At 62.4% G+C, this 26,118-nt stretch carries 12 protein-coding genes; 7 read left to right on the forward strand and 5 right to left on the reverse strand.

The genetic code is table 11. The features are described 5' to 3' along the window. Positions 1-177 precede the first annotated feature (177 nt). On the forward strand, positions 178-13,014 hold the full coding sequence (locus tag AC0WRY_RS08000; RefSeq protein ID WP_491122911.1) for a VCBS domain-containing protein: 12,837 nt from the start codon (positions 178-180) through the stop codon (positions 13,012-13,014). A 185-nt stretch (positions 13,015-13,199) separates the two neighbouring features. Here the strand turns inward: AC0WRY_RS08000 and AC0WRY_RS08005 are convergent, their stop codons facing one another. Continuing rightward, positions 13,200-13,463, reverse strand: coding sequence for a hypothetical protein (locus AC0WRY_RS08005; RefSeq protein WP_491122912.1), 264 nt, complete (start codon positions 13,461-13,463; stop codon positions 13,200-13,202). A 578-nt stretch (positions 13,464-14,041) separates the two neighbouring features. On the opposite strand from AC0WRY_RS08005, the gene AC0WRY_RS08010 reads away from it, so the two are divergent. Continuing rightward, positions 14,042-14,308, forward strand: coding sequence for a hypothetical protein (locus AC0WRY_RS08010; protein ID WP_304489406.1), 267 nt, complete (start codon positions 14,042-14,044; stop codon positions 14,306-14,308). A 76-nt stretch (positions 14,309-14,384) separates the two neighbouring features. Here the strand turns inward: AC0WRY_RS08010 and AC0WRY_RS08015 are convergent, their stop codons facing one another. Next, a complete protein-coding gene (locus tag AC0WRY_RS08015) occupies positions 14,385-15,122 on the reverse strand; it encodes a metallophosphoesterase family protein (protein WP_491123450.1) in 738 nt (245 codons plus the stop codon). A gap of 612 nt (positions 15,123-15,734) precedes the next feature. Here AC0WRY_RS08015 and AC0WRY_RS08020 point away from each other — a divergent pair. Continuing rightward, positions 15,735-17,165 carry an undecaprenyl-phosphate glucose phosphotransferase gene (locus AC0WRY_RS08020; protein ID WP_211419554.1) on the forward strand — a complete coding sequence of 477 codons (1,431 nt, stop codon included), beginning with the start codon at positions 15,735-15,737 and terminating at the stop codon, positions 17,163-17,165. A 42-nt stretch (positions 17,166-17,207) separates the two neighbouring features. On the opposite strand, the gene AC0WRY_RS08025 is transcribed toward AC0WRY_RS08020, so the two are convergent. The 3 genes from AC0WRY_RS08025 to AC0WRY_RS08035 form a co-directional block, all read right to left on the reverse strand. Then, complete coding sequence (locus AC0WRY_RS08025) at positions 17,208-17,495, reverse strand: hypothetical protein (protein WP_194406487.1); 288 nt, start codon at positions 17,493-17,495, stop codon at positions 17,208-17,210. A 417-nt stretch (positions 17,496-17,912) separates the two neighbouring features. Next, a complete protein-coding gene (locus AC0WRY_RS08030) occupies positions 17,913-20,147 on the reverse strand; it encodes a Wzz/FepE/Etk N-terminal domain-containing protein (protein ID WP_491122913.1) in 2,235 nt (744 codons plus the stop codon). 31 nt (positions 20,148-20,178) lie between these two features. After that, the gene (locus tag AC0WRY_RS08035; protein WP_246776435.1) at positions 20,179-20,670 is read right to left on the reverse strand and encodes a hypothetical protein; all 492 of its coding nucleotides are present in this window, start codon (positions 20,668-20,670) and stop codon (positions 20,179-20,181) included. Between the two features lie 689 nt (positions 20,671-21,359). Between AC0WRY_RS08035 and AC0WRY_RS08040 the strand changes: the two genes are divergently transcribed. The 4 genes from AC0WRY_RS08040 to AC0WRY_RS08055 are packed head-to-tail and all read left to right on the forward strand — an operon-like array spanning position 21,360 to position 26,111. Then, positions 21,360-22,562 carry an acyltransferase family protein gene (locus AC0WRY_RS08040; protein WP_246776436.1) on the forward strand — a complete coding sequence of 401 codons (1,203 nt, stop codon included), beginning with the start codon at positions 21,360-21,362 and terminating at the stop codon, positions 22,560-22,562. A 7-nt stretch (positions 22,563-22,569) separates the two neighbouring features. Further along, complete coding sequence (locus tag AC0WRY_RS08045) at positions 22,570-23,907, forward strand: hypothetical protein (protein ID WP_194406490.1); 1,338 nt, start codon at positions 22,570-22,572, stop codon at positions 23,905-23,907. Positions 23,908-23,916: 9 nt separating this feature from the next. Beyond that, positions 23,917-25,023 carry an acyltransferase family protein gene (locus AC0WRY_RS08050; RefSeq protein ID WP_194406491.1) on the forward strand — a complete coding sequence of 369 codons (1,107 nt, stop codon included), beginning with the start codon at positions 23,917-23,919 and terminating at the stop codon, positions 25,021-25,023. After that, on the forward strand, positions 25,020-26,111 hold the full coding sequence (locus tag AC0WRY_RS08055; RefSeq protein WP_194406492.1) for an acyltransferase family protein: 1,092 nt from the start codon (positions 25,020-25,022) through the stop codon (positions 26,109-26,111). Before AC0WRY_RS08050 ends, AC0WRY_RS08055 begins: the two co-directional genes overlap by 4 nt. Positions 26,112-26,118: the final 7 nt, after the last annotated feature.

The following is a 26,118-nucleotide window of genomic DNA, read 5'->3' on the forward strand; positions in this document are numbered from 1 at the left end:
AGAAATCAAAAAGGTTACGGGAGGGGGCTCACCATGAGCGACCGCACGACGTCACGCGTCTGGTCCATATCGCGTTCTGCTTTCGACGATTGAAGATCTCTCCATCCGCACAACGCGACGCCGCTTCCGCGCGCTCGCGAACAATGCCTGTTGCCATATCGAGAAAGATGAATTGCCATGATCATTAACGGCACCAATGCAAACGATCAGATCGCCGGCACCAGCTCGACCGATATCATCAATGCGAAGAACGGCGACGATACCGTCGGCGCTGGGGCAGGGAATGATCTCGTTCAGGGCGGCAACGGCAATGACAACATCAATGCCGGTGCGGGCAACGACATCGTCGACGCCGGAAATGGCAACGACACCGTGGATGGCGGCACCGGTAACGACATCATTTTCGGCGGCAACGGCAACGATACGCTGCTCGGTGGGGCGGGCAACGATCTGATCTCCGGCGACAACGGCGACGACATCATCGACGGCGGCGCCGGCACCGACATCATCAGCGGCGGCAATGGCAACGACATCCTGATCTACCGCGTGTCGGAAAACGTGGGCTCTGTCGACATCTACGATGGCGGCAAGGGCCAGGACACGCTCCGCCTCGTTGTCACGCAAGCGATGGCGAACTCGGCTTCGTTCAGGTCCGATCTTGCGGCCATCCAGGCCCTCATCGCGCGCTATGGCAGCGCGGACTATGCGTTCAGGAGCTTCGACCTCGCCGTCGCCTCGATCGAAAAGGTCGAAATCGTCATCGAGGGCCCGACCAATCACGTGCCGGTCGCAGTCGCGGACACCGCCTCCGTCAAGGAGGACGTGACGACGGTTGCCAGCGGCAATCTGCTCGCAAACGACACGGACGCCGATGCCGGTGATACCCACACCGTGTCGGCCGTGGCGGGAGGCGCGGACAACGGCACCACGATCACCGTCGCCGGTACCTATGGAACGCTGGTGGTCACCAAGGCGACCGGCGCCTACACCTACACGCTGAACAATTCCAGCGCCGCCGTGCAGGCGCTCGCTCAAGGCCAGCAGGTGACGGAGCAGTTCACCTATACGAATGCCGACAATCACGGTGGAACGGGCTCGTCGACGCTCACGGTGGCCATCACGGGCAGCAACGACGCGGCCACGATCACGGTATCGGGGAGTCAGGATATTTCAGTGACCGAGGCCGGGAGCGGTGCCGGCGATCCCAACGCGTCGGGCCAGCTTGCGGTGAACGATGTCGACAGCGGCCAAGCCCATTTCGCGGTCCCGGCCTCGCTCGCCGGCACCTATGGCAATTTCACATTCAATGCGGCGACGGGCGCGTGGACCTATACGCTCGATCCCTTGAAGTCGAACCCGCTGACCGCAGGGCAGCAGGTCACCGACACCCTGACGGTCGTCTCCGCCGACGGCACCGCCACCCGCGACATCGTGGTGAACATCACGGGCACCAACGATGCCGCCGTGATCGGCAATCTCGTTCAACACGATGTCACTGAGGACGGCGTCCTGACGGCGTCCGGCACGCTGTCGATCAACGATGTCGATCAGAACCAGAATTCGTTCCAAACCGTTGTCGCTTCGGGGCCCGGCAATCTCGGGTCGCTGACGATCGGCGCCAACGGGGACTACAGCTATTCGGTCGCCAACGGCTCCGTTCAATATCTCGGCCAGGGCGAGACCCGCGACGAGACCTTCACAGTCAAGGCTCTGGACGGCACGACCAAGAACGTGACGTTCACGATCCACGGCGTGAACGATGCGGCGGCCATCGGTGGCCCGACCCAGCATGACGTCACTGAGGACGGCCAGCTAACCGCATCCGGCCAGCTATCTATCAGCGATGCCGACCAGAACCAGGCCGCGTTCCAGGCCGATGAGATCACGGCAGCCGGCAACCTCGGCAAGGTGACGCTGCAGGCCGATGGCCACTACAGTTATTCCGTCGACAATTCCGCGATCCAGTATCTCGGCGCCAACGACCTCAAGACGGAGACTTTCACGGTCACCTCCGTCGACGGCACGACCAAGAACATCAGCTTCGACATCCACGGCGCGCAGGACGCGCCGGTTCTGAACGTTCAGGACTCATCGGGCGCTGCGGACGGCAACATCACGCTGAATATCGCGGCGGCCAAGATCGACCAAAGCAGCACCTTGTCGCTGAAGATCGAGGGTGTGCCGTCGAGCTTTGCGGTTCAGAACGGCGCAGCGCTCGGCGACGGCACCTGGCTGTTGACCGGCGATTCGATTCAGAACGTCGTCCTGATCCCGAGCCATGCCGTCGGCAGCCCCGATCCGTTCACCCTGCACGTCACCGCCATCTCCGACGACGGCGTTCATCAGGCGGTGAGCTCGGCCGAGCTCTCGCTGAGCGTGACACCCGGTGCCAACGAGATCAACGCGCTGGATATCGACGGCTATATCGGCGGCGCGACCGTGTTTGCCGACGCCAACAACAATGGAATACTCGACGCGGGCGAGGCGTTCACGACGACGCGGGCTGACGGCAGCTTTACTTTGGCGGGCGGGTCCGGTCCGCTCGTGAGTATCGGCGGTGTCGACATTTCGACGGGATTGCAGGTCGCCGGCGTGCTGAGGGCGCCGGAAGGGTCCACCGTCATCACGCCGCTCACGACGTTGATCGTCGCACTGGTCGACAGCACGGCAAATGACGAGCACCCGCTGACGGTGGACCAGGCCATCAACGCCATTGCGGCCGCGTTCAACGTCGATCTCGCCGCTGATCCCCAAAATCCCATTGACTTGCTGTCGTACGACCCGGTGCCCGCCGCGGTGGGGGGCGATGCGACCGCGACCGCGGTGCTTGCGGCGGCCATCCAGGTCCAGAGCACGGTGGCGCAGATCGCGGCTGTCGGGGTCGCGCCGGACGCGGTGATCGCCGCGATCGCGGAGGCCGTTGCGACCGCTCAGGCCGATCCGGACAATCCGCTGCCCTTCAATCTCAGCTCGCAGGAAACGGTGGAGAGCGTCGTCTCGTCGGCCGGCGTCAGTGCGGCCGCCGCCGCGACGGTTGTGGAGGTCGTTGCTGCCGCGAACGACAGCATTCAGTCGGCCACCAACGTCACCGAGCTGGCGCAAGCCGGCCAGGTCGCCCAAGGCGCTGCCGCCGACCAACTGGCTGCGACCAATTTTTCGGATCAAGGTTCCATCGATCTGCTGACGGACCGCTTTGTCGACAATCTCGACACGGAGGTTTCGAATGCCGTGCTGACCCCGGTTGGGAACGCCGTGTTCGGCTCGCTCGGCGACGACGTCCTTTCGGGCGGAATCGGCAACGATCTGATCGACGGGCAGGACGGAAACGATCGTCTCAACGGCGGCGACGGAAACGACATCCTCTTTGGCGGCGCCGGCAAGGACTATCTCAGCGGCGGCTCGGGTGACGATATTCTCGACGGCGGCCCGGGCTTCGACCGCGCCGTCTATACCGACGCAACCGGCGGCGTCACGATCGATCTCGCAGCGGGAACAGCGTCCGGCGCAGGCGTGGGCACAGACACACTCGTCAACATCGAAGCAGCCATCGGCAGCAATTTTGACGATACGTTCAACGGAGCCGGCTTCACCGGCGACGCCCATGTCCCGGGTAGCCCCGTCGGCTACAACGAGTTCGAAGGCAAAGGCGGCGATGACACCATCATCAGCAACACCAACAGCCAGGGCGCGGAGCTGACGCGCGTCTCCTATGTCAGCGCCACCGGGGCGGTAACGGTGGATATCGCCGCCGGTTATGCGCAAGGTGATGCGTCAGTGGGCCACGACACCCTGGTCGGGTCCGGCTTCAACGGCGCCTGGGGATCCGCCTACAACGACACGATTCTGGGCAGCAACAATCCAATGTTCACCGCTGAGGTCTACGCGGGTCTTGGGGGCAACGACTACATCGACGGCCGCGGCGGCTATGACCGCGTGGATTACAACGTCGATCCGAACACCACGACGGGAATTACGGTCAATCTCGCCGCCGGATCGGTGACCGGCGATGCGACCATCGGATCCGATACGTTGCGCGGGATCGAGGCGATCCGCGGCACCAACTTTGCCGATACCTACAATGCCACAGGTTTCGGCTCCGGCAGCGCCAATGCCGGGTCCAACGGGACGTTCAACGAGTTCACCGGCAATGGCGGTGACGACACCATCACCGGCAACGGCTTCACGCGGCTCGGGTTCAACAACGCGACCGCCGGGGTCCAGGTCGACTTCGTCACCGGCATTGCCACCGGCGATTCATCCGTCGGCACCGACCAATTCACCGGCGTCAACGCCGTCCAGGCGTCGATGTTCGACGACACGCTGCTGGGCGGTGCGACCAACGACACGTTCACCGGCCTTGCGGGCAACGATTACATTGACGGCCGTGGTGGCTTCGACGTCTCGTCCTACAACAACATCTTCTTCATCACGGGAAGCATCACCGTCGATATGGCGGCCGGTATCGTCACCGGAGATGCGTCGAACGGCACGGATACACTTCGGTCGATCGAGGGCATTCAGGGCACCAACTTCAACGATACCTACGATGCGACCGGTTACGGCGTGACCGGCGCCAATACCGGCAACAACGGAACCTTCAACCAGTTCGAAGGCCTCGGTGGGGACGACGTCATCACCGGTAACGGCAACACGCGCCTCATCTTCGCCAATGCGACCGGCGGGGTGACCATCAACCTCGCGGGCGGCACCGCGACCGGCGACGGCTCGACCGGTCAGGACACCTTCACGGGTGTCAACAGCGCGCTCGGCGGCAATTTTGCCGACGTTTACGACGCGACGGGGTTCACCGGCCCCAACGCGAACTTCAATTCATTCCAGGGCAACGGCGGCAACGACGTCATCTCCGGCAACGGCAATACGCAGATCCAGTTTGGCAACGCGACCGGCGGTGTGAGCGTCAACCTCACTGCAGGCACGGTCGACGGCGACGGCTCGGTCGGCCATGACACCATCACCGGAGGCGTGTTCAACGTCCTCGGGTCCAACTTCAACGACACCATTATCGGCAGCGGCAGCAACGACAGTCTCTCCGGCAGCAACGGCAATGACACCCTGGACGGCCGTGCCGGCAACGACTTCCTCAGCGGCGGCGCCGGCGCGGACATCTTCGTCTACGCGACCGGCGGCGGCTTCGATTTCGTCCAGGACTTCGTCCATGGCCAGGACAAGATCGATCTGACCGGCGTCTACGGCATCTTCAGCCTTACCGATTTGCAATCACATGCAGTTCAGAGCGGTCCCAACACGGTCATCACGTTCAGCTCGGTCGATAGCCTCACGCTTCAGAACGTCAATCTGAGCAGCCTGACGGCGAGCGACTTCCTGTTCGGCACGCCGGCCGCGCCGATCGTCGGCGACGGCAACGCGAACGACCTCGTCGGCACCGCCAATGCCGAAACCATCAGCGGTCTCGGCGGCAACGACCGCCTCCAGGGCCTCGGCGGCAGCGATCTCCTCGATGGCGGCTCAGGCTTCGACCGTGCCATCTATACTGACGCGACCGGCGGCATCGCCGTCAACCTCGCGGCTGGCACCGCCTCGGGACCGGGGGTCGGCACGGATACGCTCGTCAACATCGAGGGCGCTGTCGGCAGCAATTTTGCAGACACGTTCAGCGCGGCCGGATTCACCGGCTCGACCGGTCTGCCCGGCGTCGCCGCCGGGCAGAGCGAGTTCGAAGGGCGCGGCGGTGATGACGTCGTCGTCGGTGATCTCAATGCCCTGGGGCAGGCGGTCACGCGGCTGTCCTATCTGAGCGCGAGCAGCGCAGTCACGGTCGACATCGGCGCGGGGACCGCAGATGGCGATGCCTCCGTCGGTCATGACAGCTTCTCCAACGTCTCGACGATCTGGGGCTCGGCCTCCAACGACACGTTCTACGGCAGCGACAATGCGGCCTTCACCTACGAGACCTATGAGGGTCGCGGCGGCGACGACTATATCGATGGCCGGGGCGGCTACGACCAGGTCACCTATAACTCCGACACGACGACCACCTCAGGCATCTATGTTCACCTCGCCGCGGGCACCGTGAACGGCGATGCGACCGTCGGCACCGACACGATCCGCAACGTCGAGGCCGCCCGCGGCACCAATTTCGACGACACGTTCGACGCGACCGGATTCGGTCTGGCCGGGGCGACCAATGTCGGCTCGTCCGGCGCCTTCAACGACTTCGCCGGCGCCGGCGGCAACGACACCATCATCGGCAACGGCTCCACCCGCCTGAACTACCAGATCGCCGCCTCGAGCGTCAGCGTCGACCTCGAGACCAGCCCCGTGGGAACCACCACGGCGCTCACCGTTGCCGGCAGCGCGAGCGGTGCGACCGAAGGCACCGACAGCTTCACCGGCGTCAATGCGGTGCAGGGCTCGACCTTCTCCGACACGCTGCTGGGCAGCAGCTTCAACAACAACTTCACGGGGCTCGGCGGCGACGATTATATCGACGGCCGCGGAGGGTTTGACACCGCGATCTACAACAGCCTCAGCACGCTCACGGGTGGCGTCACCATCGACATGGCGGCGGGCACGGCGAGCGGCGATGCTTCGATCGGCACCGACACGCTGCGCTCGATCGAGGGCATTCAGGGCACGGCCTACGCCGACACCTATGTGGCGACAGGCTACGGACAGGCCGGTGCGCTCAATATCGGCAACAACGGCGGCTTCAACCAGTTCGAGGGCCTCGGCGGCGACGATCAGATCACCGGTAACGGCAGCACACGACTGCTCTACACGAACGCGACCGGGGGCGTCACGGTCGGCTTGAACGCCGGCTCGGTCACGGGTGACGTGTCGGTCGGGCATGACACCTTCGCAGGCGTCAACAGCGTCTATGGCAGCAATTTCGCCGACACTTACGACGCGTCAGGCTTTGTCGGCTTCAATTCGTTCCAGGGCCTCGCCGGCAACGATCTCATCACCGGCAACGGCAGCACGCAGCTGCTGTTCGCCAACGCCACCGGTGGCGTTGTCGTCGATCTCGCCAGCGGCACTGTCAGTGGCGATGCCTCGGTCGGGCATGACACCATCACTGGCGGCGTGAACGGCGTGTCCGGATCGGGCTTCAACGACACGCTGAAAGGGGGGATCGGCGCCGACAATTTCCTGGGCAACGGCGGCGCGGACACCTTCGTGTATGTGAGCGGCGGCGGTGCGGATTTCATCGGCGACTTCTCGCATGGGCAAGCCGACAAGATCGACCTTTCGGGCGCTGGCATCTACAACCTCGCCGACGTTCAGGCGATCGCCTCGCAGCAGGGATTGAACACCTTCATCAATTTCGGCAATGGCGATAGCCTGACGCTGCAGAACGTCAATCTGGCGAGCCTCACGGCTGCGGATTTCATCTTCGCGCCCGGCGTTCACTTGATCGGCGACGCCAATGCGAACACGCTGGTCGGCACGGTCTATGCTGACAATTTGAGCGGCCTTGGCGGCAACGACGTCCTGCAAGGCCTCGGCGGCAACGACCTGCTCGACGGCGGCCAGGGCTTCGATCGCGCCGATTATGGTGATGCGACGGGAGGCATTACCGCCAATCTCGCGGCCGGTTCGGTGACCGGCCCGGGTGTTGGAACCGACGCGTTGACGAATGTCGAGGGTATCCTCGGCAGCAACTATGCCGACATGTTCAACGCGGCCGGGTTCACCGGCTCGACCGGCCTGCCGGGCGTCGCCGCCGGCCAGAGCGAGTTCGAAGGGCGCGGCGGTGATGACGTCGTCGTCGGCGATCTCAACCCTCTGGGGCAGGCGGTCACCCGGCTGTCCTATCTGAGCGCAACCGGTGCGGTCACTGTCGACATCGGCGCGGGGACCGCGGATGGCGATGCCTCCGTCGGTCACGACACCTTCTCCAACGTCTCGACGATCTGGGGCTCGGCCTCCAACGACACGTTCTACGGCAGCGACAATGCCGCCTTCACTTACGAGACCTATGAGGGGCGCGGCGGCGACGACTATATCGATGGCCGCGGCGGCTACGACCAGGTCACCTATAACTCCGATACGACGACCACCTCGGGCATCTATGTTCACCTCGCCGCGGGCACCGTGAACGGCGATGCGACGGTCGGCACCGACACGATCCGCAACGTCGAGGCCGCCCGCGGCACCAATTTCGACGACACGTTCGACGCGACTGGATTCGGTCTGGCCGGGGCGACCAATGTCGGCTCGTCCGGCGCCTTCAACGACTTCGCCGGCGCCGGCGGCAACGACACCATCATCGGCAACGGCTCCACCCGCCTGAACTACCAGATCGCGGCCTCGAGCGTCAGCGTCGACCTCGAGACCAGCGTCGTGGGAAGCACCACGGCGCTCACCGTGGCCGGCAGCGCGATCGGTGCGACCGAAGGCACCGACACCTTCACCGGCGTCAATGCAGTGCAGGGCTCGACCTTCTCCGACGCGCTGCTCGGCAGCAGCTTCAACAACAACTTCACGGGTCTTGGCGGCGACGACTACATCGACGGCCGCGGCGGCTTCGACACCGCGATCTACAACAGCCTCAGCACGGTCACGGGTGGCGTCACCATCGACATGGCGGCGGGCACGGCAACCGGCGATGCCTCGATCGGGACCGACACGCTGCGCTCGATCGAGGGCATTCAGGGCACCAGCTATGCCGACAGCTATGTGGCGACAGGCTACGGACAGGCCGGTGCGCTTAATATCGGCAACAACGGTGGCTTCAACCAGTTCGAGGGCCTGGGCGGTGACGATCAGATCACCGGTAACGGCAGCACACGCCTGCTCTATACGAACGCCACCGGCGGCGTCACGGTCGGCTTGAATGCCGGCTCGGTCACGGGTGACGTGTCGGTCGGGCATGACTCCTTCGCAGGCGTCAACAGCGTCTATGGCAGCAATTTCGCCGACACTTACGACGCGACCGGCTTCATCGGTTTCAATTCCTTCCAGGGCCAGGGTGGTAACGACACCATCACCGGCAACGGCAGCACGCAGATCCTTTTCGCGAATGCGACGGCCGGCGTGATCGTCAACCTCGCGAACGGGACCGCGGACGGTGACGCTTCGGTGGGTCACGACACCATCGTGGGAGGGGTGACCAACGTTTCCGGCTCGAACTTCAACGACACGATCACCGGGTCCAGCGGCAACGACCAGCTGGTCGGCAACGGCGGCAGCGACCTGCTCAGCGGCGGTGCCGGCAACGACGCCCTGAACGGCGGCATTGGTGCGGACACCTTTGTCTATACCACCGGCGGCGGTGCCGATGTCATCGGCGATTTCCTGCAGGCGGACGCCGACAAGATCGACCTCACGGGGGTGCCCGGTATCTCGACCCTCGCGGACATTCAGGCGCTCGCCACACAGCAGGGACCGAACATGGTCATCGACTTCGGCAATGGCGACACCCTCACGCTGCTGAACGTGACGCTGTCGAACCTCACGGCTGCCGACTTCATCCTCGGCCAGGGCGTGCATCTCACCGGCGACGCCGGCGCAAATACGCTGGTCGGCACCGCCTACGCCGACAACCTGAGTGGTCTCGCCGGCAACGACCGCCTGAAGGGCCTCGACGGTAACGATCTGCTCGATGGCGGCCTCGGCTTCGACCGCGCCGACTATGTCGCGGCAACCGGAGGCATTACCGCAAATCTCGCGGCAGGCTCCGTGACCGGACCAGGCGTCGGCACTGACACTCTGGTGAACGTCGAGGCCATCGTGGGCAGCGACTATGCCGACACGTTCAACGCGACCGGCTTCACCGGCGACACCGGAATTGCCGGCACCAACGTGGGCTTCAACGAGTTCGAGGGCCGCGGCGGGAACGACAGCATCACGGGCGCGACCAACAGCCTGGGTGCGCTGCTGACGCGCATTTCCTACGCCAGCGCAACGGGCAGCGTGACCGTCGATCTGGCGGCCCATTCGGCGATCGGAGATGGTTCGGTCGGCACCGATACCTTGGTCGGTTCGGGCTTTGGCGGTGTTGTGGGTTCCGGATTTGCCGACCAGCTGCTGGGCAGCAGCAATGGCCCCGGCACCGTGGAGATCTTCGAAGGCCGCGCCGGCGACGACTTCATCGACGGTCGGACTGGCTTCGATCGGGCAGACTACGCGCTCGACCCGGCCGCCGTGGGCGGGATCAACGTCCAGCTGGCCTCGGGAATCGTGATGGGCGATGCCACGACAGTCGGCACCGACACGCTGCGATCGGTCGAATCGGTGCGCGGCTCGAACGCTGCGGACGTCTTCAACGCTGCGGGCTTCAGCGCAATCAGCCAGAATGCCGGTTCCAACGGCACCTTCAACGAATTCATCGGCATGGGAGGTGACGACAACATTATTGGCAACGGAAACACGCGCATTGCCTTCACCAACGCAACCGGCGGGGTGATCGTCGATCTGCTGGCAGGCACCGCGAGTGGCGACCTCTCCACGGGCAACGATACGTTCAGCGGCGTCAACGCCGTGATGGGGTCGATGTTCAACGACACCATCCGCGGCAGCAACATTACAACGGCAACGGAGACGTTCACCGGCTTTGCCGGCGACGATTTCATCGACGGCCGCGGCGGATTCGACATCGCCAGCTACAACAACCTCTACTTCTCGACCGGACCTGTCACCATCGACTTCACGGCGGGCACCGCGACCGGCGACGCCTCGATCGGCACCGATACGCTCCGCGGGATCGAGGGGGCCCAGGGCACCAACTTCAACGATGTCTTCACGGCCACGAATTTCGGCGCCGTCGGCTTCCAGAATGCCGCGACCAACAACGTCGGCAACAATGGCAATTTCAACCAGTTCGAAGGTTTGGCCGGCAATGATACGATCACCGGCAACGGCAACACCCGTATCATTTATTCCAGCGCGACCGATGCAGTCACCATCAACCTGCAGGCGGGGACGGCGACCGGCGGCAGCTCGATCGGCACCGACAGCTATGTCGGCGTCAACAGTGCCACCGGCAGCAACCTGAACGACACTTACAATGCCACAGGCTTCACCGGCGTGACCTCGGCCGGATCGTTCGGCACCTTCAACCTGTTCGAGGGGCTGCTCGGCAACGACACCATCACCGGTAATGGCAATACGCGGGTCTCGTATTCCCAGGCGAGTGGCGGCGGCGTCTCCGTCGACCTGTCGACCGGAATTGTGAGCGGTGCGGCTGGCGCCGACGTCATCACGGGCGGCGTCAACAGCGTGCAGGGCTCGAACCAGGTCGATACGCTGGTCGGTGGCTCAAACAACGAGTTCTTCTTCGGCGGCGGCGGTGGCGACACCATCAACGCGGGTGGTGGAAACGACGGCATCACCGGCCAGGGCGGCGACGATGTGATCGACGGGGGCGCCGGCACCGACATGGTGATCTTCTCGGGTGCGCAATCGCAATACAACGTCACCATGGCCTCAACCATCCAGGTTCAAGATACAGTTGCGGGCCGTGACGGCACCGACACCTTGACCAATGTCGAAGTGCTGCAGTTCAGCGATGGCATCGTGCTGCTGTCCTCGGGCACATCGGGGAGTCCGATCGATCTTTCCGCGCAGCAATTCTCCAACTCGGCGCCCGTGATCGGAACGGCCGGAGACGATTATCTTCGCGTCGGAGCCAACATCTTCGGGCACCAGCTCAATCTGGGAGCGGGGACTGCAGACACCGTCCTGCTCAACGGCACCTTTGGTAACGGTTACACGCTCAATCTCGCGGGGGTCGAAAACCTGGTTGGCACCGGCAACGACGAGTTCGTCAACCTCACGATGAATACCAACGGCCTGGTCGTCGACCTCGGCGGCGGCAATGATCAGCTCAATCTCGCGGGCGGGGCAAATACTCTCAGCCTGATCGGCGTCGACGGAATCGCGGGAACGGATTTCGGAGCGACGCCCGGCGTCAACGACGTGCTCACCCTGTCGACGACCGTCACGGGCCTGAACATCAGCCTCGGCAACGGCGACAACACGATGAACCTCGCTGCCGGAGCAAATTCGTTCGTGAACATCTACGATGTCAACCACGTGAACGGCATGGCGGGTGACGACATCCTGACCGTTACCGGTGCGATCGGCGCGGCCAACGGCGTCGTGATCGACCTCGGCGATGGCGATGATACGGTCGCCTTCAACGGAAACTTCGCGTCCTTCGCCGCGATGGGCATCGAGCACATCATCGGCAATGCAGGCGACAATTCGGTCAGCCTGACCAACAACGTCAACGGCATCGCCATCGATATGGGCGGCGGAACCGATTGGGTGTCCCTCGCCAATGGCGTCAATTCGCTCAGCATCAATGGCGTCGAGAACCTCAACGGCAGCGACTTTACCGGCAATCTCCATCCGTCGGACGATATGGTCACGCTGCTGAACACCGTGTCCGGCGTGACGGTCAATCTCGGAGAAGGGACGGCCAACGTCCTCAATCTCGCCGAGGGCAGCAATTCGTTCGACAATCTGTGGAACGTGAACCTGCTCAACGGCAGTTCGTCGGATGACGTTCTGACGCTGCAGGGCAGCCCGGCGAACGTGATCGATCTCGGCGACGGCAACGACACGCTGAACTTCAATTCGAATGTCTACGACATCACCGTGACCAATGTCGAAACCGTCAATGCCGCCGCGAATTTCGACCGGATCACGATCGGCAACACGTCGGGCAACACGACGGTTACGGCCGGAACGGGTGCGGACGAGATTTACGCCAGCGCGGGCCATGACAACTTCCGCTTCGTCAGCACAGCAGACTCCGCCGCCGGTGCTGCCGACACCATCCACAATTTCGACGCGGGCAATGACAGCTTTACGTTCTCGGGCATCAGCGTCGCCGGCGGTCACATCGAGTATGTGGACGGGGCGGCCCTTCTCGGCGGAAACCAGGCTTCGGCTCATTTGCAGAGCTTCGGGCCGGGTAACGACTATCTCCAGATCGATATCGATGGCGATGGAACGAGTGACATGGACGTGAACCTGCAGAATGCCAGCGGCACGCTGCACAATGGGAACTTCTTGGTCAGCTAGCGGCCATCGACCTTGGAGGGCCCCGGTCCATCTGGCTCCGGGGCCGGTGCTTCCAGCCCTGGAGCCCAAACGCGTGGGTGCTCTCGAGGGCCGCGGCGGATCCGCCTCTCTCAAACAAAACCGCCGCCCCCGTTGGCCGGTGGGGCGGCAGTTGTTAGGCTTAGCTCAGCGGGGCGCAGTCGAACTCAGCGGACGTACCAATATCCCCACCAGCGATGGGATACGGGCCGTGCCTGCGCCTTCATGGCTGCAACTTCTTCGACCGGACGGAGCTGGGGACCATAGATCGCGGGCGGGTAAACATCATCCCACAGCACGACGCCGCCCTGGACGGCGGCCGCCCGGTGTGACGGAGCAAGCGCGAGCTCGGCGGCCGGCGCGACGGAGCCCGTCACGCCGAGGCCAAGGGCGGCGAGGGCAATGGATGGAATAAGGGCGCGGAAGTTCATTGGATTTGAATCCCTCTGAAATGCGATGCGAAATAATGCGACGGCTGCCGGACGGTTGCAAGGGCGTGGGCTGGCCGGTTGCCCGAAATTTCCCGTGTGAGGGAAGGCCGTCGGGCTTGCCGACTGCAACCGGCTTGGCGGGTCCGGATCTGCGAGAACATTTCTCTATATAGAGTGCGTCTCATGGAAAAATCCTGATCGCTGCGATCGATGCACGCGAGACTGCGCTGCATGCACGCCAGAGGTCAGGCATGAACAATCTTTCGGCGCCCACAGTCGGAAAGAATCATGATGTCGACACACTGCTCGCTCTTGATAGGTCGCGGACTATCCAAGGCAACTCCCATGACTTCTGCATTCGTCTCCGCTTTGATTTTCAGCGCTGGCCTCATCTCGGGATACGCGTTGCGCGCTTGGCGCGTCCAACGAAGTCCTGCGAACTCATCCCGTGGCGCCTCGCGTCGAACGGCCGGGCCGACTCCCACCACAACCTTCGGCCACGCCCGACGAGCGTTTTAGATGCCGTCTAGTTCTCTGTCGGCATCCAACTTCACGCTGAAACGAAGGGGCATGATGACATGAGCGAGCCCAAGAAGGACGCTCCACGACGCTACATTGCGGATGGCGCCGGACAGCGCGTGCTCGTTGGTTTGACGATCTCGGAGACCATCGAGTTCGAAGCGTTGGACAAGCCTGACGCCGATTCGATCGGCGAAATGGGGCGCGTCCGTCAGGCTCGGCACGGAGAGCGCTGGCTGGAGCTCTACGTCAAGCACGAGCGAGCCTGGAGCGACTGGATGGCGCAGACGCGCGCGCGGCCGGAGAAGCCGCAATTGCTCAACTAGGGCTTGCCCGGAGCGGCGTACAACCAGTCCGCGCCAGTGCAACCACCTCGCGCGTCAGCGGCAGGCCGTCGTCACCTCACACTGCGAGCATGCGGCTGCCCTGGATACTCATCAGGGTAAGGTTGCCGGTCGCATAGGCGCCGGTGTCGATGTTGACCCGGTTCGCCATGAATTCCGCACTGCGGACCGGCGTATGACCATGCACGATATATTTGCCGAACTGCTCCTCGCTCCGCAGGAATTCTTCGCGAATCCAGAGCAGATCGCGCTCGGTCTGCTCGGCCAGTGGAACGCCCGGGCGAACGCCGGCGTGAACGAAGAAGAAGTCCCCGCAACTGAAGCTCAGCCGCAAATCGTCGAGGAATTCCAGATGTTCGGTAGGCATTGCCCGAATCAAATCGCGCATGATCGACGCCGGCTCGTCGCGCTTCAGGTCCGGCGGGGCGAGCCCGTAGGACATCAACGTCTGGGCTCCGCCGACGGCAATCCAATCCTCGAACAATGAGGGATCCTCGAACACCCTCACGAGAAACGCCTCGTGGTTTCCCTTGAGGAAGACCGCGTTTCCCCGCCGGCTCCGTTCGACCAGGACGTCGAGGGTGGCGCGCGTGTCCGGGCCGCGATCGATGTAGTCGCCCATGAAGACCTCGATCGCATAGCGCGGCCGGCTCCGGGTCACGTCGGCGTCGATCACCCGCAGCATGGGCTCGAGCAGATGCGCGCATCCGTGAATATCCGAGATCGCATAGATGCGGACTCCCTCCGGCAATTGCGGTTTGGGAACGGGCGGGCGGGGGCGGGCGAGAGATATCATGGCGCTCAATCGATCGGGTGGTCGAAAAATTTCCCCAAGTCGCCGGCACCGGAGAGCTTCCATCCAACACGAACAAAGCGAATTCGGCGAGGGAGCGTGCTTGTTCTCCGGCTCGATCACGCCAAAAGAAGGGCGCTGCATTTTTTGCCTACCTGGTTGTGGGACTGGCAGGCGACGGTCGGTCCGCACGATTGCATTGCTGAGTGCGGGAGGACGGCAAAGTTGCATGCCTGAGCCAATTTTTCCGGACGCACGCCCAGATAGAAATCCGTCGGAATTCTCGCAAATGATTCGCCGCGCTTCATCGCGCAATCGCGTCGCCCGAAAGATGAGCGACAAAGCGCTCGCGCGACGATCACGCATCGCGCTCGACGTGGAACTTGATTCAAAATAGGGCAACGCGCTCGCTCATATGTCATCACTGTGACGACATTTTCAGCGCAACGAAATTCGCTGCGCATTTCAACGTGGCGCATGATCCGTGCGCCGCAAAAGTTTTGCGTGCAGCGCCACAATGTCGCTGCGATCACGCAACACCTTCCGCGCGGGGAAGTGACGAGTCTTCAGCATCACGATGAGCGTCAGACACTCTCTCGATAGGCAGAGGTTCGAATGGCTGTTGCAACTTATGGTTCTGAAAACGCTCACACGCTGTCGTCGACGCGCGGTAGTGCTCTTCAGAGGCCATTTCAGATCGTCGTCATGGCGGCTGACTTTCTGCTGATCTTGTTGAGCTATGCCGCCGGGGCCTCGCTGTACGGTGCTGCCGTCGCTTCGCCCAATGACGGGGCTTCGGTGGGAGCGGGGTTGTTCGTCGGTGTGGTGTTCGTGGCGGTCGCCTATTTCCGGGACGTCTATGCCACGCACCGTCTGCTCAACATCGTCTGGCAGCTGCGTAAGGCGGTGTTTATCTGGCTGACGTCCCTGACGATCCTTGCCGTTGCGGCCTTCTTGCTGAAATCGACGGACAACCTATCCCGCGGCACCGTCATCGTGTTCGCTGTGATCGGCGGACTTGGCTTGATCAGCCTTCGCTTCGTCTGGCAGGCGGTGTTCGGCACGAGCTTTGCGAGAAGCCGGCTGGTCGATCGCAAGGTGATCCTGCTCAGCCTCAAGCCGCTCGACTTCACCTCGAGCCGCTTCAAGGACCTGCGGAGGAATGGCTTCGACGTGATGCGCCATTTCGTGCTGGGAGACGATCGGGATGACGGCCACTGGGAGCGGCAGATTCGCGACGTGATCCGTCAATCGCGCTCGGCTGACGTCGACGAATATCTGCTTGCGATCGACTGGAACGAATTGCCGATGCTCCGCAAGCTGGGGCCTTACTTACGCGCCGTCCCGCAGCCCATACGCTTGCTGCCGGACGACCCGGTCGCAGATCTCGTGGCCCGTCCGTTTCTGCCGGTCAGTGGAACCGTCGCGGTCGAAATCCAGCGGCCGCCTCTCACCATTCTCGAGCGGCTGCAAAAGCGCTGTCTCGACATTGGCGTGGCCCTGTTCGCACTTGTGATGCTGACACCGCTGCTGCTGACCGTCGCGGTGCTGATCAAGCTGGATTCCCCGGGAGCCGTCATATTCCGCCAGTCGCGCCGCGGCTTCAACGGCAGGCCGTTCGAGATCTGGAAGTTCCGGAGCATGACCGTTTGCGAGAACGGCGAAACGATTGCCCAGGCGACCAAACGGGATGCCCGGGTCACCAAGATCGGGCGCTTCCTTCGCATGACGAGCATAGACGAGCTGCCGCAGCTCTGGAACGTGCTGCGCGGTGATATGTCGCTGGTCGGCCCGCGGCCGCATGCGCTGGCCCATGACAATTATTATGACGAGCTGATCAGCAAGTACGTTTACCGGCACCACATGAAGCCGGGGCTGACGGGCTGGGCCCAGGTGAACGGGTTCAGAGGGGAGACGCCGACGATCGATCTGATGGAAAAGCGGGTCGAGTACGACGTCTGGTACGTCAGCAACTGGAGTATCTGGCTCGACCTGAAGATCATGGCCCGCACGGCGTCCGCCGTGATGTTCCAGGAAGCCTACTGACCGTCCAATTTCCCGATGATCTGAAATTGCGAACGCGAGAGGTCAGGTTCCATCTCGCGACGACCTGCCGAAGAGCCGCATGATTGCGGCGCGCAAGGCGAGCAACGGCGGTACCAGCACGAAGAATGCCCCCATCGCAACGGAAACGATGACATGGCGGATCGAGAAAGGTTCGTCCTGCTCGATGTCCCGTCGGCTCGGGTCGATGGGCGCCGGCGAGAGCGTGGTCGCCATCGGCTGCCGACGCACCTTGCGCGGAGGAACCACGATCAACACGAACAGGATGTTGAGCAGAACCCAAATAGTCAAAATCGTCAGGACGATCAGCATTCCGAGCCCGCCGGAAAAGAACTACAAATATGCGCCGAGCTTAGCCTCAGGGAACCCGGAAAGAAAGATGCCCAAAGCTCGGCTGTTTGAGGCGTCGAAGACCGGATTGTCTCGTCTTATCGCTGGATGGTTGCCAATCGGCGCACTGTCCTAGCCATCGTCGTCCTCGTCAATCCTTGCTTTTGGCTAGAGCAATAGCTGCAAGTTGTGGATTCCGGGCGAATACGGAGGCCTGAGCCATCGGGGTGTGGCTTGCGTGTGGCTTGGGGGCGGCTTGGCGCAATCTCCGGCCCGATGCGAAGGCGCACGTGATCGCCTTCAGACGACAGTTCCGCAAGGCATGAAAAAGGCCCGCTGCCAAATGGCAACGGGCCCGAATTCGTGTCTGTTCGGCTGGGCGCTGCGCCGCGCCTCGGCCTAGGCGTGCTCGACGTAGTAGCTGTTGTGATGCTTGCCCTTATACGCCTCGATGCGCTTGAGCATCTTCGGGTTGGCGCGGTTGAGCACGGCACCGAGCAGCTTCTTCTGCAGGACTTCCGACCCGGAAACCGATTCCTGGAGCGCGCTTCGTGTCGTCTGCCCCCATTCGATCACATAGACCATCGCGTCGATCAGCATGCTGACGGCCTTCGAGTCCGCCACCGGCATCACCGGGGCAAGGTCGATCACGATGTACTCGTAGTGCTCTCTCAGCACCTTGAGCAACTCGGCCATCGCCTTCGATCCGATGACGTCGGCCGAATTGACCATGCGGGACGCCACCACGGAGGGCAGGAAGTCCAGGCCCGTCTCCTTGCTTCGCTGCACATGGTAGCCGAGGCTCGCCGGATCACTGAGAGCCTCCACCAATCCGCTCTTGGCGTTGGGAGCGAGCTCTCGGGTCAGCGAGCGCGTGTGCAGATCGCCGTCGATCAGGACCGTGCGATGTCCGGTGAGGGCGACCAACTGCGCGAAGTTGGCCGCCACCGTCGTCTTTCCTTCCTTGGGAAGGGAAGACACGATGCCGATCACCTTGATCTCGCGGGTCAGCCGCGCAACGTCGATCGACACCTTGATGTTGCGCAATGTCTCGGCAAACCGCGAGAACGGATGATCGACGACGTAGCGCGACAGATCCGCTGAGCTCGTCTTGGCCGACGTCGACGAAAGCAACGCGCCGGTCGTCGTTGGCGGACGAATGTCGGGCAGGACCCCGAGGCACTTGACGCCGAGCTCGTCCTCGACCTCGCCGGGGGTCCGCAGGACGTCGCTGAGCAGTTCGCGTCCGAATGCGACGCCGAAGCCGAGGCAGAGGCCGCCGACCAGGCCTCCCACCAGCGCCAGCACCGTGCGCGGCGAGCTCTTGCGATCCGGCTTGGTGGCGGTGCTGATCAGGCGCGCCTCGCTGAGCGGAAAGCTCTGATTCTGCGTCGCGCTCTGCAGCTTCTCGAGGAAGCTGTTGTAGAGGTTGCGGTAGGTGTCCGCGGCGCTTTCGAGGTCGCGCAGCTTGACCGCGGCCTGGCCGGTATCGCCGGCCTGGGCGACGAGCTCCTTCACGTTCTTCTCGAGCGAGGCTTCCCGGCTCTTTGCGATCTCATAGTCGCTGCGATAGGCATCGCCGATCCGATGCAGCTCGTCGGCGATGTTCTTGCGCAGCTCCTCCATCTTGTTGGCCAGATTGACCGCCGCAAGATGTTGCTTGCCATAGCGCCTCGACCAATCGGCATACTGGGCCTGGAGGTCGAGATATTGCGCGCGCAGGCGGGTGATGACCGAGTTGTTGAGAGCGTCGGTCACCGTCGATTGTGCGACGTCCTGGTCTGAAATCGCGTTGATCCGGTCGAGCCGGGCCTTGGCTTCGGCCGTCGATGCCCGCGCTTGAACCAGCTGGGTGTTGAGGTCCGACAATTGCTGCTCGGACATCAGGCCGCGGCTGGTCCCGACGATGTTGTTTTCGGCCTTGAAGGTCTGCACGGCGCGGTCGCTGGCGGTTGCCTGCTCGCTCAGCTCGAAGCTGCGCTGCTGCAGCCATTCGGTTGCCCGCTTGGTGGACTGATATTTGGCTTCCAGCGCGCCGACGAGATAGGCATTGGCGATGGCGTTGACGATCTTGGCCGCCTTGTCAGGGCTCCGCGAGCGATAGTTCATCGACAAGACATACGTCGTCAGGACGCGTTCCGTTCTCAGGTTCTTCTGAACCTGCTCCACCACGGCGTGCTCGAGACGCTCCTGGGACGCAGCTTCGCCGGAGCTGAACAGCGACATGACCTTGCCGAGGACGACGGACAGCAGGCCCGGACTGGAGCCATTGAATTCCGGATCGTCCGTTAGCTTCAGGCGACGGACGACCGAGAGAATCAGGTCGTCCGAATTGATGACCTCGACCTGGCTGTCGACGTAGCCGGTATCGATGAGGGCGCTGTTGGCGTTGCTGTCCTTGTCCAGCACCTGCGCCTGACGCGTATCCATCATGATACGGGCATTCGCCGTATACATCGGTTGCGCCGTCAACAGATAGATCATGACGAGGGCCAGCGCAGCGCCGGTGCACGCCGCGATGATCGGCCACTGCCGGCGCAGCACGTCGGCCACACGCTCGAAGCTGAGGACCGCTCCGCCAAACTCGATGCCGAATCTGTGTCCCGACTGGAAATGTTCTCTGGGTTGGTACATTGGTTGCTTCGCTGCCTCTGACGATGGCTGATCAGTTCGGAAGGGGGACGGGTTTGAAAGGATTGGCCAGCTTGGTCTTCCATTCGCCTTCGAGCAGCGCCCCGCCTCGGGACGGCTGCGTCGAACTCTTGGCTTGCGATTGAGCCTGGATGCCGGAGGCGTCGTCGCCCGCGGCGGCATAGCCTGATTGCACGTTGAGATCGCCGATCCGCTGCGTGAAATCCCTGATCTTGCGCGCCGCGTCCGGCTTCGTCGAGGTGCATCGCCCTTCGGCAATCTTCAGCGCGGCGCCGATGGCCGAACGGTCGGTTGCCGCCGAGGCCGAAATCAGGGTCTGCACGGAGGGCAACACCGACGGATTGGTCGCAATAAGGGTGGAGAGCCGGTATCTCAGCTTCTCCTTGTCATTGCGCAGTCGTTCCAGAAGCGAGGAGGGCGACTTGACGAACGTGTCGAGCTCGAGCTGCGAGGCACGATCCGAAAATTCGACGCACTGAGCGCGGCAAACATCGATGCTCGACACGACCAAGGCAAAGCCTGCCAAGACGATCGGTAGCCATCGTAGCCTTGCATGACGAATCATTGGTCCGCAGCCCATCCGTGTCCCTTGCTTCCTGTTGCATTAGGAGAACACGCGAAACCTGACAGGTAACTGTGTCAATTTTTGTGCGACGCAAAAGCCGAGTGCGCGTCGTCGATGACAACCGATGCATTGCCTGTTTTCCGATCGGTTGCAAAATGACGATATGCAATGCCTGCGAGATCGGCATGCTGGCGCCCAGGAATGTTGCAACTTGAAAACATATGAGGCGTTCGCACGTTCAGGAGTCGCAAGACAGCGTCGCAAAACCGACACAAGTCGCCGCGTGCGACATTGGTTCCCGACCCGCGGAAAATTATCGTCGCGACATTTGCGACAGGTGCGCATCGAGATATCAGCGCCGTTGTCGTCGCCATCATCGCAACAGCGCCGAATTTCGCGCACACTTTGCACGCAAATCGCAATCATCATGCCCGAATTGATTTGCGCGCCGACGCGCGGCGATCTCAAGCAAATAATGGCGTGAACTTGGCGCTCGCATGTCCGAATGACTGCGAGCTTTGAAAATATCGTCGATCGTCATGCGTCGAATGCGAGTCCGCGATCGCGGAGATTGAACACGCGCGAGTCCTGATACACACTGCTGCGGTGCAATAGTTGGGAATGTTGATGTGACGGAGTTGGTTCATCGTGAGAAGGCGCATGTCCTGCCGCTCGACAGCATCAGGGGCATCGCTGCGACGTCGGTGGTGATTCACCATCTGCTGCTGATGCCGACGTTCCTCGCAGCGTTCCCGCACAATGCGTGGATCAACTGCTCCTTCTTCAGAAGCTCCTGGCTGCTGGTCGATTTGTTCTTCGTTCTCAGCGGGATCGTCATGTCGCTCAGCTACGTCGAGAGCGACTTCGGCCGCTTTTCGCTGCGTGAGTTCATGGTGCGGCGCCTGGCGAGGGTCTATCCGTTGCACATCGTCATGCTGATGGCCAATCTGTTGTTTCGCCTCCTGCGCATCAGCCTGGTCATGGCGGGCGTCGTCGTGGCCGCGCCGGCCGCCTTCGAAGTGAACAATGCCTATTCCTTCGGTCTCAACGTCCTGCTGCTGCATTCGATGGGGTTCATCGACTATCTCAGCTGGAACGCGCCAAGCTGGAGCATCAGCGTCGAATTCTACACCTATCTGGTGTTTGGCCTGATCGTCCTCTTTGCCCAGCGCATGCGGTCCCTGCTCTGGTTCTACGTGCTCTGCGGCGCGCTTGCGGTCGCAAGCCTGGTCTTCATCATCTTCGGGCTCGACAAGAGGAGCCTCGGGCTTCAGACCGATTTCGGCATCCTGCGCTGCTTCGTGAGCTTCTTTCTGGGCGTGTTGACGGTCAGGATCGTTGACCGCCTGCCGGCCAAGCCGGGCCCTGCCGTGCAGGGCGCGCTGCAATTCGTCGCCATGATCGCCAGCATCGTGCTGGTGTCCCTGGCGGAGACCAGTCCTGCGTCGACCTTCCTCGCGCCCGTGACGTTTGCGATCTTCCTCGGCAGCCTGCTCGCCTTTCCGGATGCGCTGCTGGTGCCGCGGATTCTGGTGGCCAAGCCGCTGGTCTGGCTCGGGAAACGTTCCTACTCGATCTATATGGTGCACGCCCTCGTGGTGCTGCTGGCCGAGTATTTTGTGCGGGCGGTCGGGGCGGGGCGCATCGCCGCGCTGGATTCGGTCTGGGCCGGTCTGCCGGCCTCGCTGAATCTCGTGGTCTCGTTGGCCGCCGTGCTGGCGGTCTCCCACTTCACCTATCTCTACGTCGAAATCCCAGGCGGAAAGCTCATGCGGAACGCGCTCGGAAGCCGGCCCGATTTCTCGGCGTCCCCCGCGCGGCAGACGAACTGAGCCCGGCATGACGATCCTTGCGCTGCATCGTCCCCGGATCACGCTGATCAGCCTCAACATCGAGGCGATCGCGCTCGGGGTCTATCTGGTCCGCGACGCCTTCGGCGGCGTGATCCGTTATTACACCAGCATCTATCACGTGGATCCGCTCTGGTACCTGCCTGACGGCGTCGCGCTTTTGTGCCTGGCCCAGTTCTTCGTGCATTGCATCCTGCGCAATCGTAGCACCCTCGCGCTGCTGGTGCTGGTCCAGATCATGCTGTCGCTCGTGCTCGGCTACCTCTTCATGGGAACGATGAACGCGGCGATCTCGTCGTTCAAGATGATGCTCCCGGTGTTCGTGGGGTTCTGCTTCTGCGATTCCAGTCTTGGTTCGTACCGAAAGCTGCTGTCGGTCATCGCGGTGACCTTCTATCTCTCCGTGATCGGCGTTTTCCTGACCAAGTTCTATTTGATGCCCTGGGTGGGCTATAAATACGAATCCTTCGGCGCGGTGCGCGAGGCCGGCCGGTTGTGGTGGGCCTATGGCGGCGACGACCAGCGCCTCATGGGCTTTGCCGCCGACAACACCATGGCGGCCTTCTTCATCCTGGTGTCGTTCGCGATCACGTCCATTCGCATGAGCACCAGTTGGTGCCTCATATTTGGTTCCATCGCGATCTATGCCATCAAGCTGACCACGAGCAAGACGACCATGATCGTCCTCGTGCTCTATCTTGTTCTGCTGGTCTTCGTGCGGATGCTGCCGGAGAAATCGCGCTTCCCCGCAATCCGATTGATCGCGCAATGGTCCTTCGCCGCGATCTTCGTGCCGTTCTTCATGATCGTGGTGGCATCGGGGACCGCCGCGGTGCCGCACTCGACCCTGTTCAGCATCGTCGATCGCATCAACAACAGCTGGCAGCTGCCGTTCGTCTACATGAACCAGCTCATGCCGATCGGTCTGGTGACCGGTTGCGGCGCGGGCTGCTTCAACTATCCGCAGAAGCTGTTCTCGCCGCTCGCGCATTTCTGGGTGCCCGTCGACAATTTCTACATCGGGACTTACCTGATGTTCGGTCTCCCGTTCGCCGCATTCATGGTGATGGTATTCCGGGCGACATTCGGAGCGACCGACGTCTACAAGCTGACGCTGATCTTCGTCGTCAATCTGTTCACGATCACGGTGCTGAATTACGGCCCGGCGTCCGGCCTGCTGATCATCGCATTGAGCTTCAGCGAGGTGTTCTCGCGCCGTGCGGCCTCCGCGCGGGCGGGAGACGCAGTGCCAATCGTCATGCGGCCGCCGGTGCCGTCATTGGAAGGCTTCCGCCCGGATATACCGGCGGCGAGCGGAAGCAGGTGAGAACGAACGATGCATAAACGGCTTGCATTCATCGACACGCTGCGCGGCATTGCCGTGCTGTCGGTCCTGGTCCAGCACGTATTCGAGATCATCGTCGAAAAGCATCCGACGGGTGCCTATTACTGGCCCTTCCATGACGTGTTCGGCTACTATATGAATTTCGGCCGGTTCGGCGTCGTGCTGTTCTTCTTCGTCAGCGGCTTCGTCATTCCGTTCAGCTTTCCGGACAGCGCCACGCCGGTTCGGGATTTCGCGATCAGCCGCTTCTTCCGGCTCTATCCGGCCTACTGGACCTCGCTCGTGATCGGTCTCGTGACGATGCAGCTGATGGACTCGAAGGTCTATCCGCTGGGGCAGGTTGCTGCGAACGTGACGATGCTGCAGACCTTCGTGAACATCCCGAACCTCTGGGTGTTCTACTGGACGCTGGCGATCGAGCTGCTGTTCTATGTCGGATGCACCATCCTGTTTGCGATGGGGCTGCTGAACCAGCGCTTCACGGCCGTGGCGATCGTCATTGCCGCCGCGCTGGTCGGAACGACCGCTGCACTTCTGGCGGAGAACAGGACCGTTTCCTCGGTGATGGAGGTGGGGTTGAACCTGTCGGCGATGTTCCTGGGCAAGATCATCCGCGATACCGTCATCGGCGGAAAGCTGCGATGGACCCACGTGGCGGTCTGCACGCTGCTGTATGCGATCTTCGCCATCACCCTGTCCGACCGGCGCTTCGGCGGCGTGTATCACGAGAATTTCTTCTACAGCTATTCGATCGGATCGGCTTATGTCGGCGCCGCGCTGGTCTTCATCGGCTTCGCCGTGTTCGGCGAGCGAATGGCGTGGCGCCCGATGGCATTCGTCGGCGTGATCAGCTATTCGGTCTACCTGATGTCGCCCTTCGTGATCGTCTTCATCCATCGCCTCGTCTGGTTCGGCGATGGGCCGCTGGGATGGTCGATCTTCCTGGCGCTGATCCTGGCGCTGTCACTTATCGTCAGCTGGATGACGTTCACGTTCGTCGAGAAGCCCAGCATCGCCTTTGGACAACGGTTCCGCTCGGCGCGACGAAAGAAAGTGGTTCTCGAGCCTGCGCTCAGCACCCAGGGCGCCGCAGAGTGACCAAGCTTCCGCACCAGCCGGGCGTCGCCTATGACGGATCGTTCGTTCCGTCGGTGCAGGGGCTTCGCGGCATTGCGGCGCTGAGCGTGCTGATGGATCATTTCTACGACATGCCGAAGGGCGGCATGTACGACATTCCGGATCCCGGATTCCTGCCGCCGCTCTGGACCTGGCTGCAATCGGTGATCAATGTCGGCGGGCATGGCGTCGAGCTGTTCTTCATGATCAGCGGCTTCCTGATCCCGGCCAGCCTGGTACGGCACGGATCGCTGCCGCGGTTCTTCTTCGATCGCGTCCTGCGCATCATGCCGGTATTCGTCGTCCTGCATCTCGCGCTGTTCGCGATAGGTCCGATCGTCGCTTACAAGTTCTTCCGTGGGATCGATCTGCCGAGCTATCTCGGGATATTCGCGGCCAACCTGTTCTTCGTGCAGGACGCGCTCGGCTTGCCCATTGCCCAGCAGAACGCCTGGACGCTGACCTATGAATGGGCATTCTACATCTGGTTTGCCGCGACGTTCTCGATGCTGCGCATCGGCGGCAAGATGTTGGCAGCGCCTCTGATCCTGCTGGGCGTCGCCTGTCTGCTGCATTGGCCGATCACGGCCTTCTTCTGCATCGGCATGCTCTTCAGCGCCACCGGCTTTCGCATCGCGATTCCGGGGCGTCTCGGCTTGGTCGTGGGGCTAGCCTGCGGAGTGGCGATGTATGCGAGCCTTGTGCTGTTTCACCCGTTCGTGGCGCTGCTTCCCGGCTTCCTGCTGTTCGGCATGGTGCTTGCCCCGGAGTCAGGCCTCGGCAGGGCCCTGAGTGCGCCGGCGCTGCAATATGTCGGCAAGATCAGCTACAGCCTCTATCTCGTGCATCCCTTCGTGCTGTTCCCCTTGCAGGTGATCGGCCTCAAGCTGGTCGCCGTCGGTGTCGATCGCTGGCTGTTGTGGGCCGCTTTCATCGCGCTTGGGCTGGTGATGTCGTTGGTGGCGAGCGCGATCAGCTATGAGCTGATCGAGGTCAGGCTGCGGCGCCTGCTCGACGGTGCGATCCGGGGCATGTTCTTTCGGCCGCTGAAGGTCGGACAATCGGTTTGAGACACCG

The sequence above is a fragment of the Bradyrhizobium sp. T-12 genome, assembly GCF_058314695.1.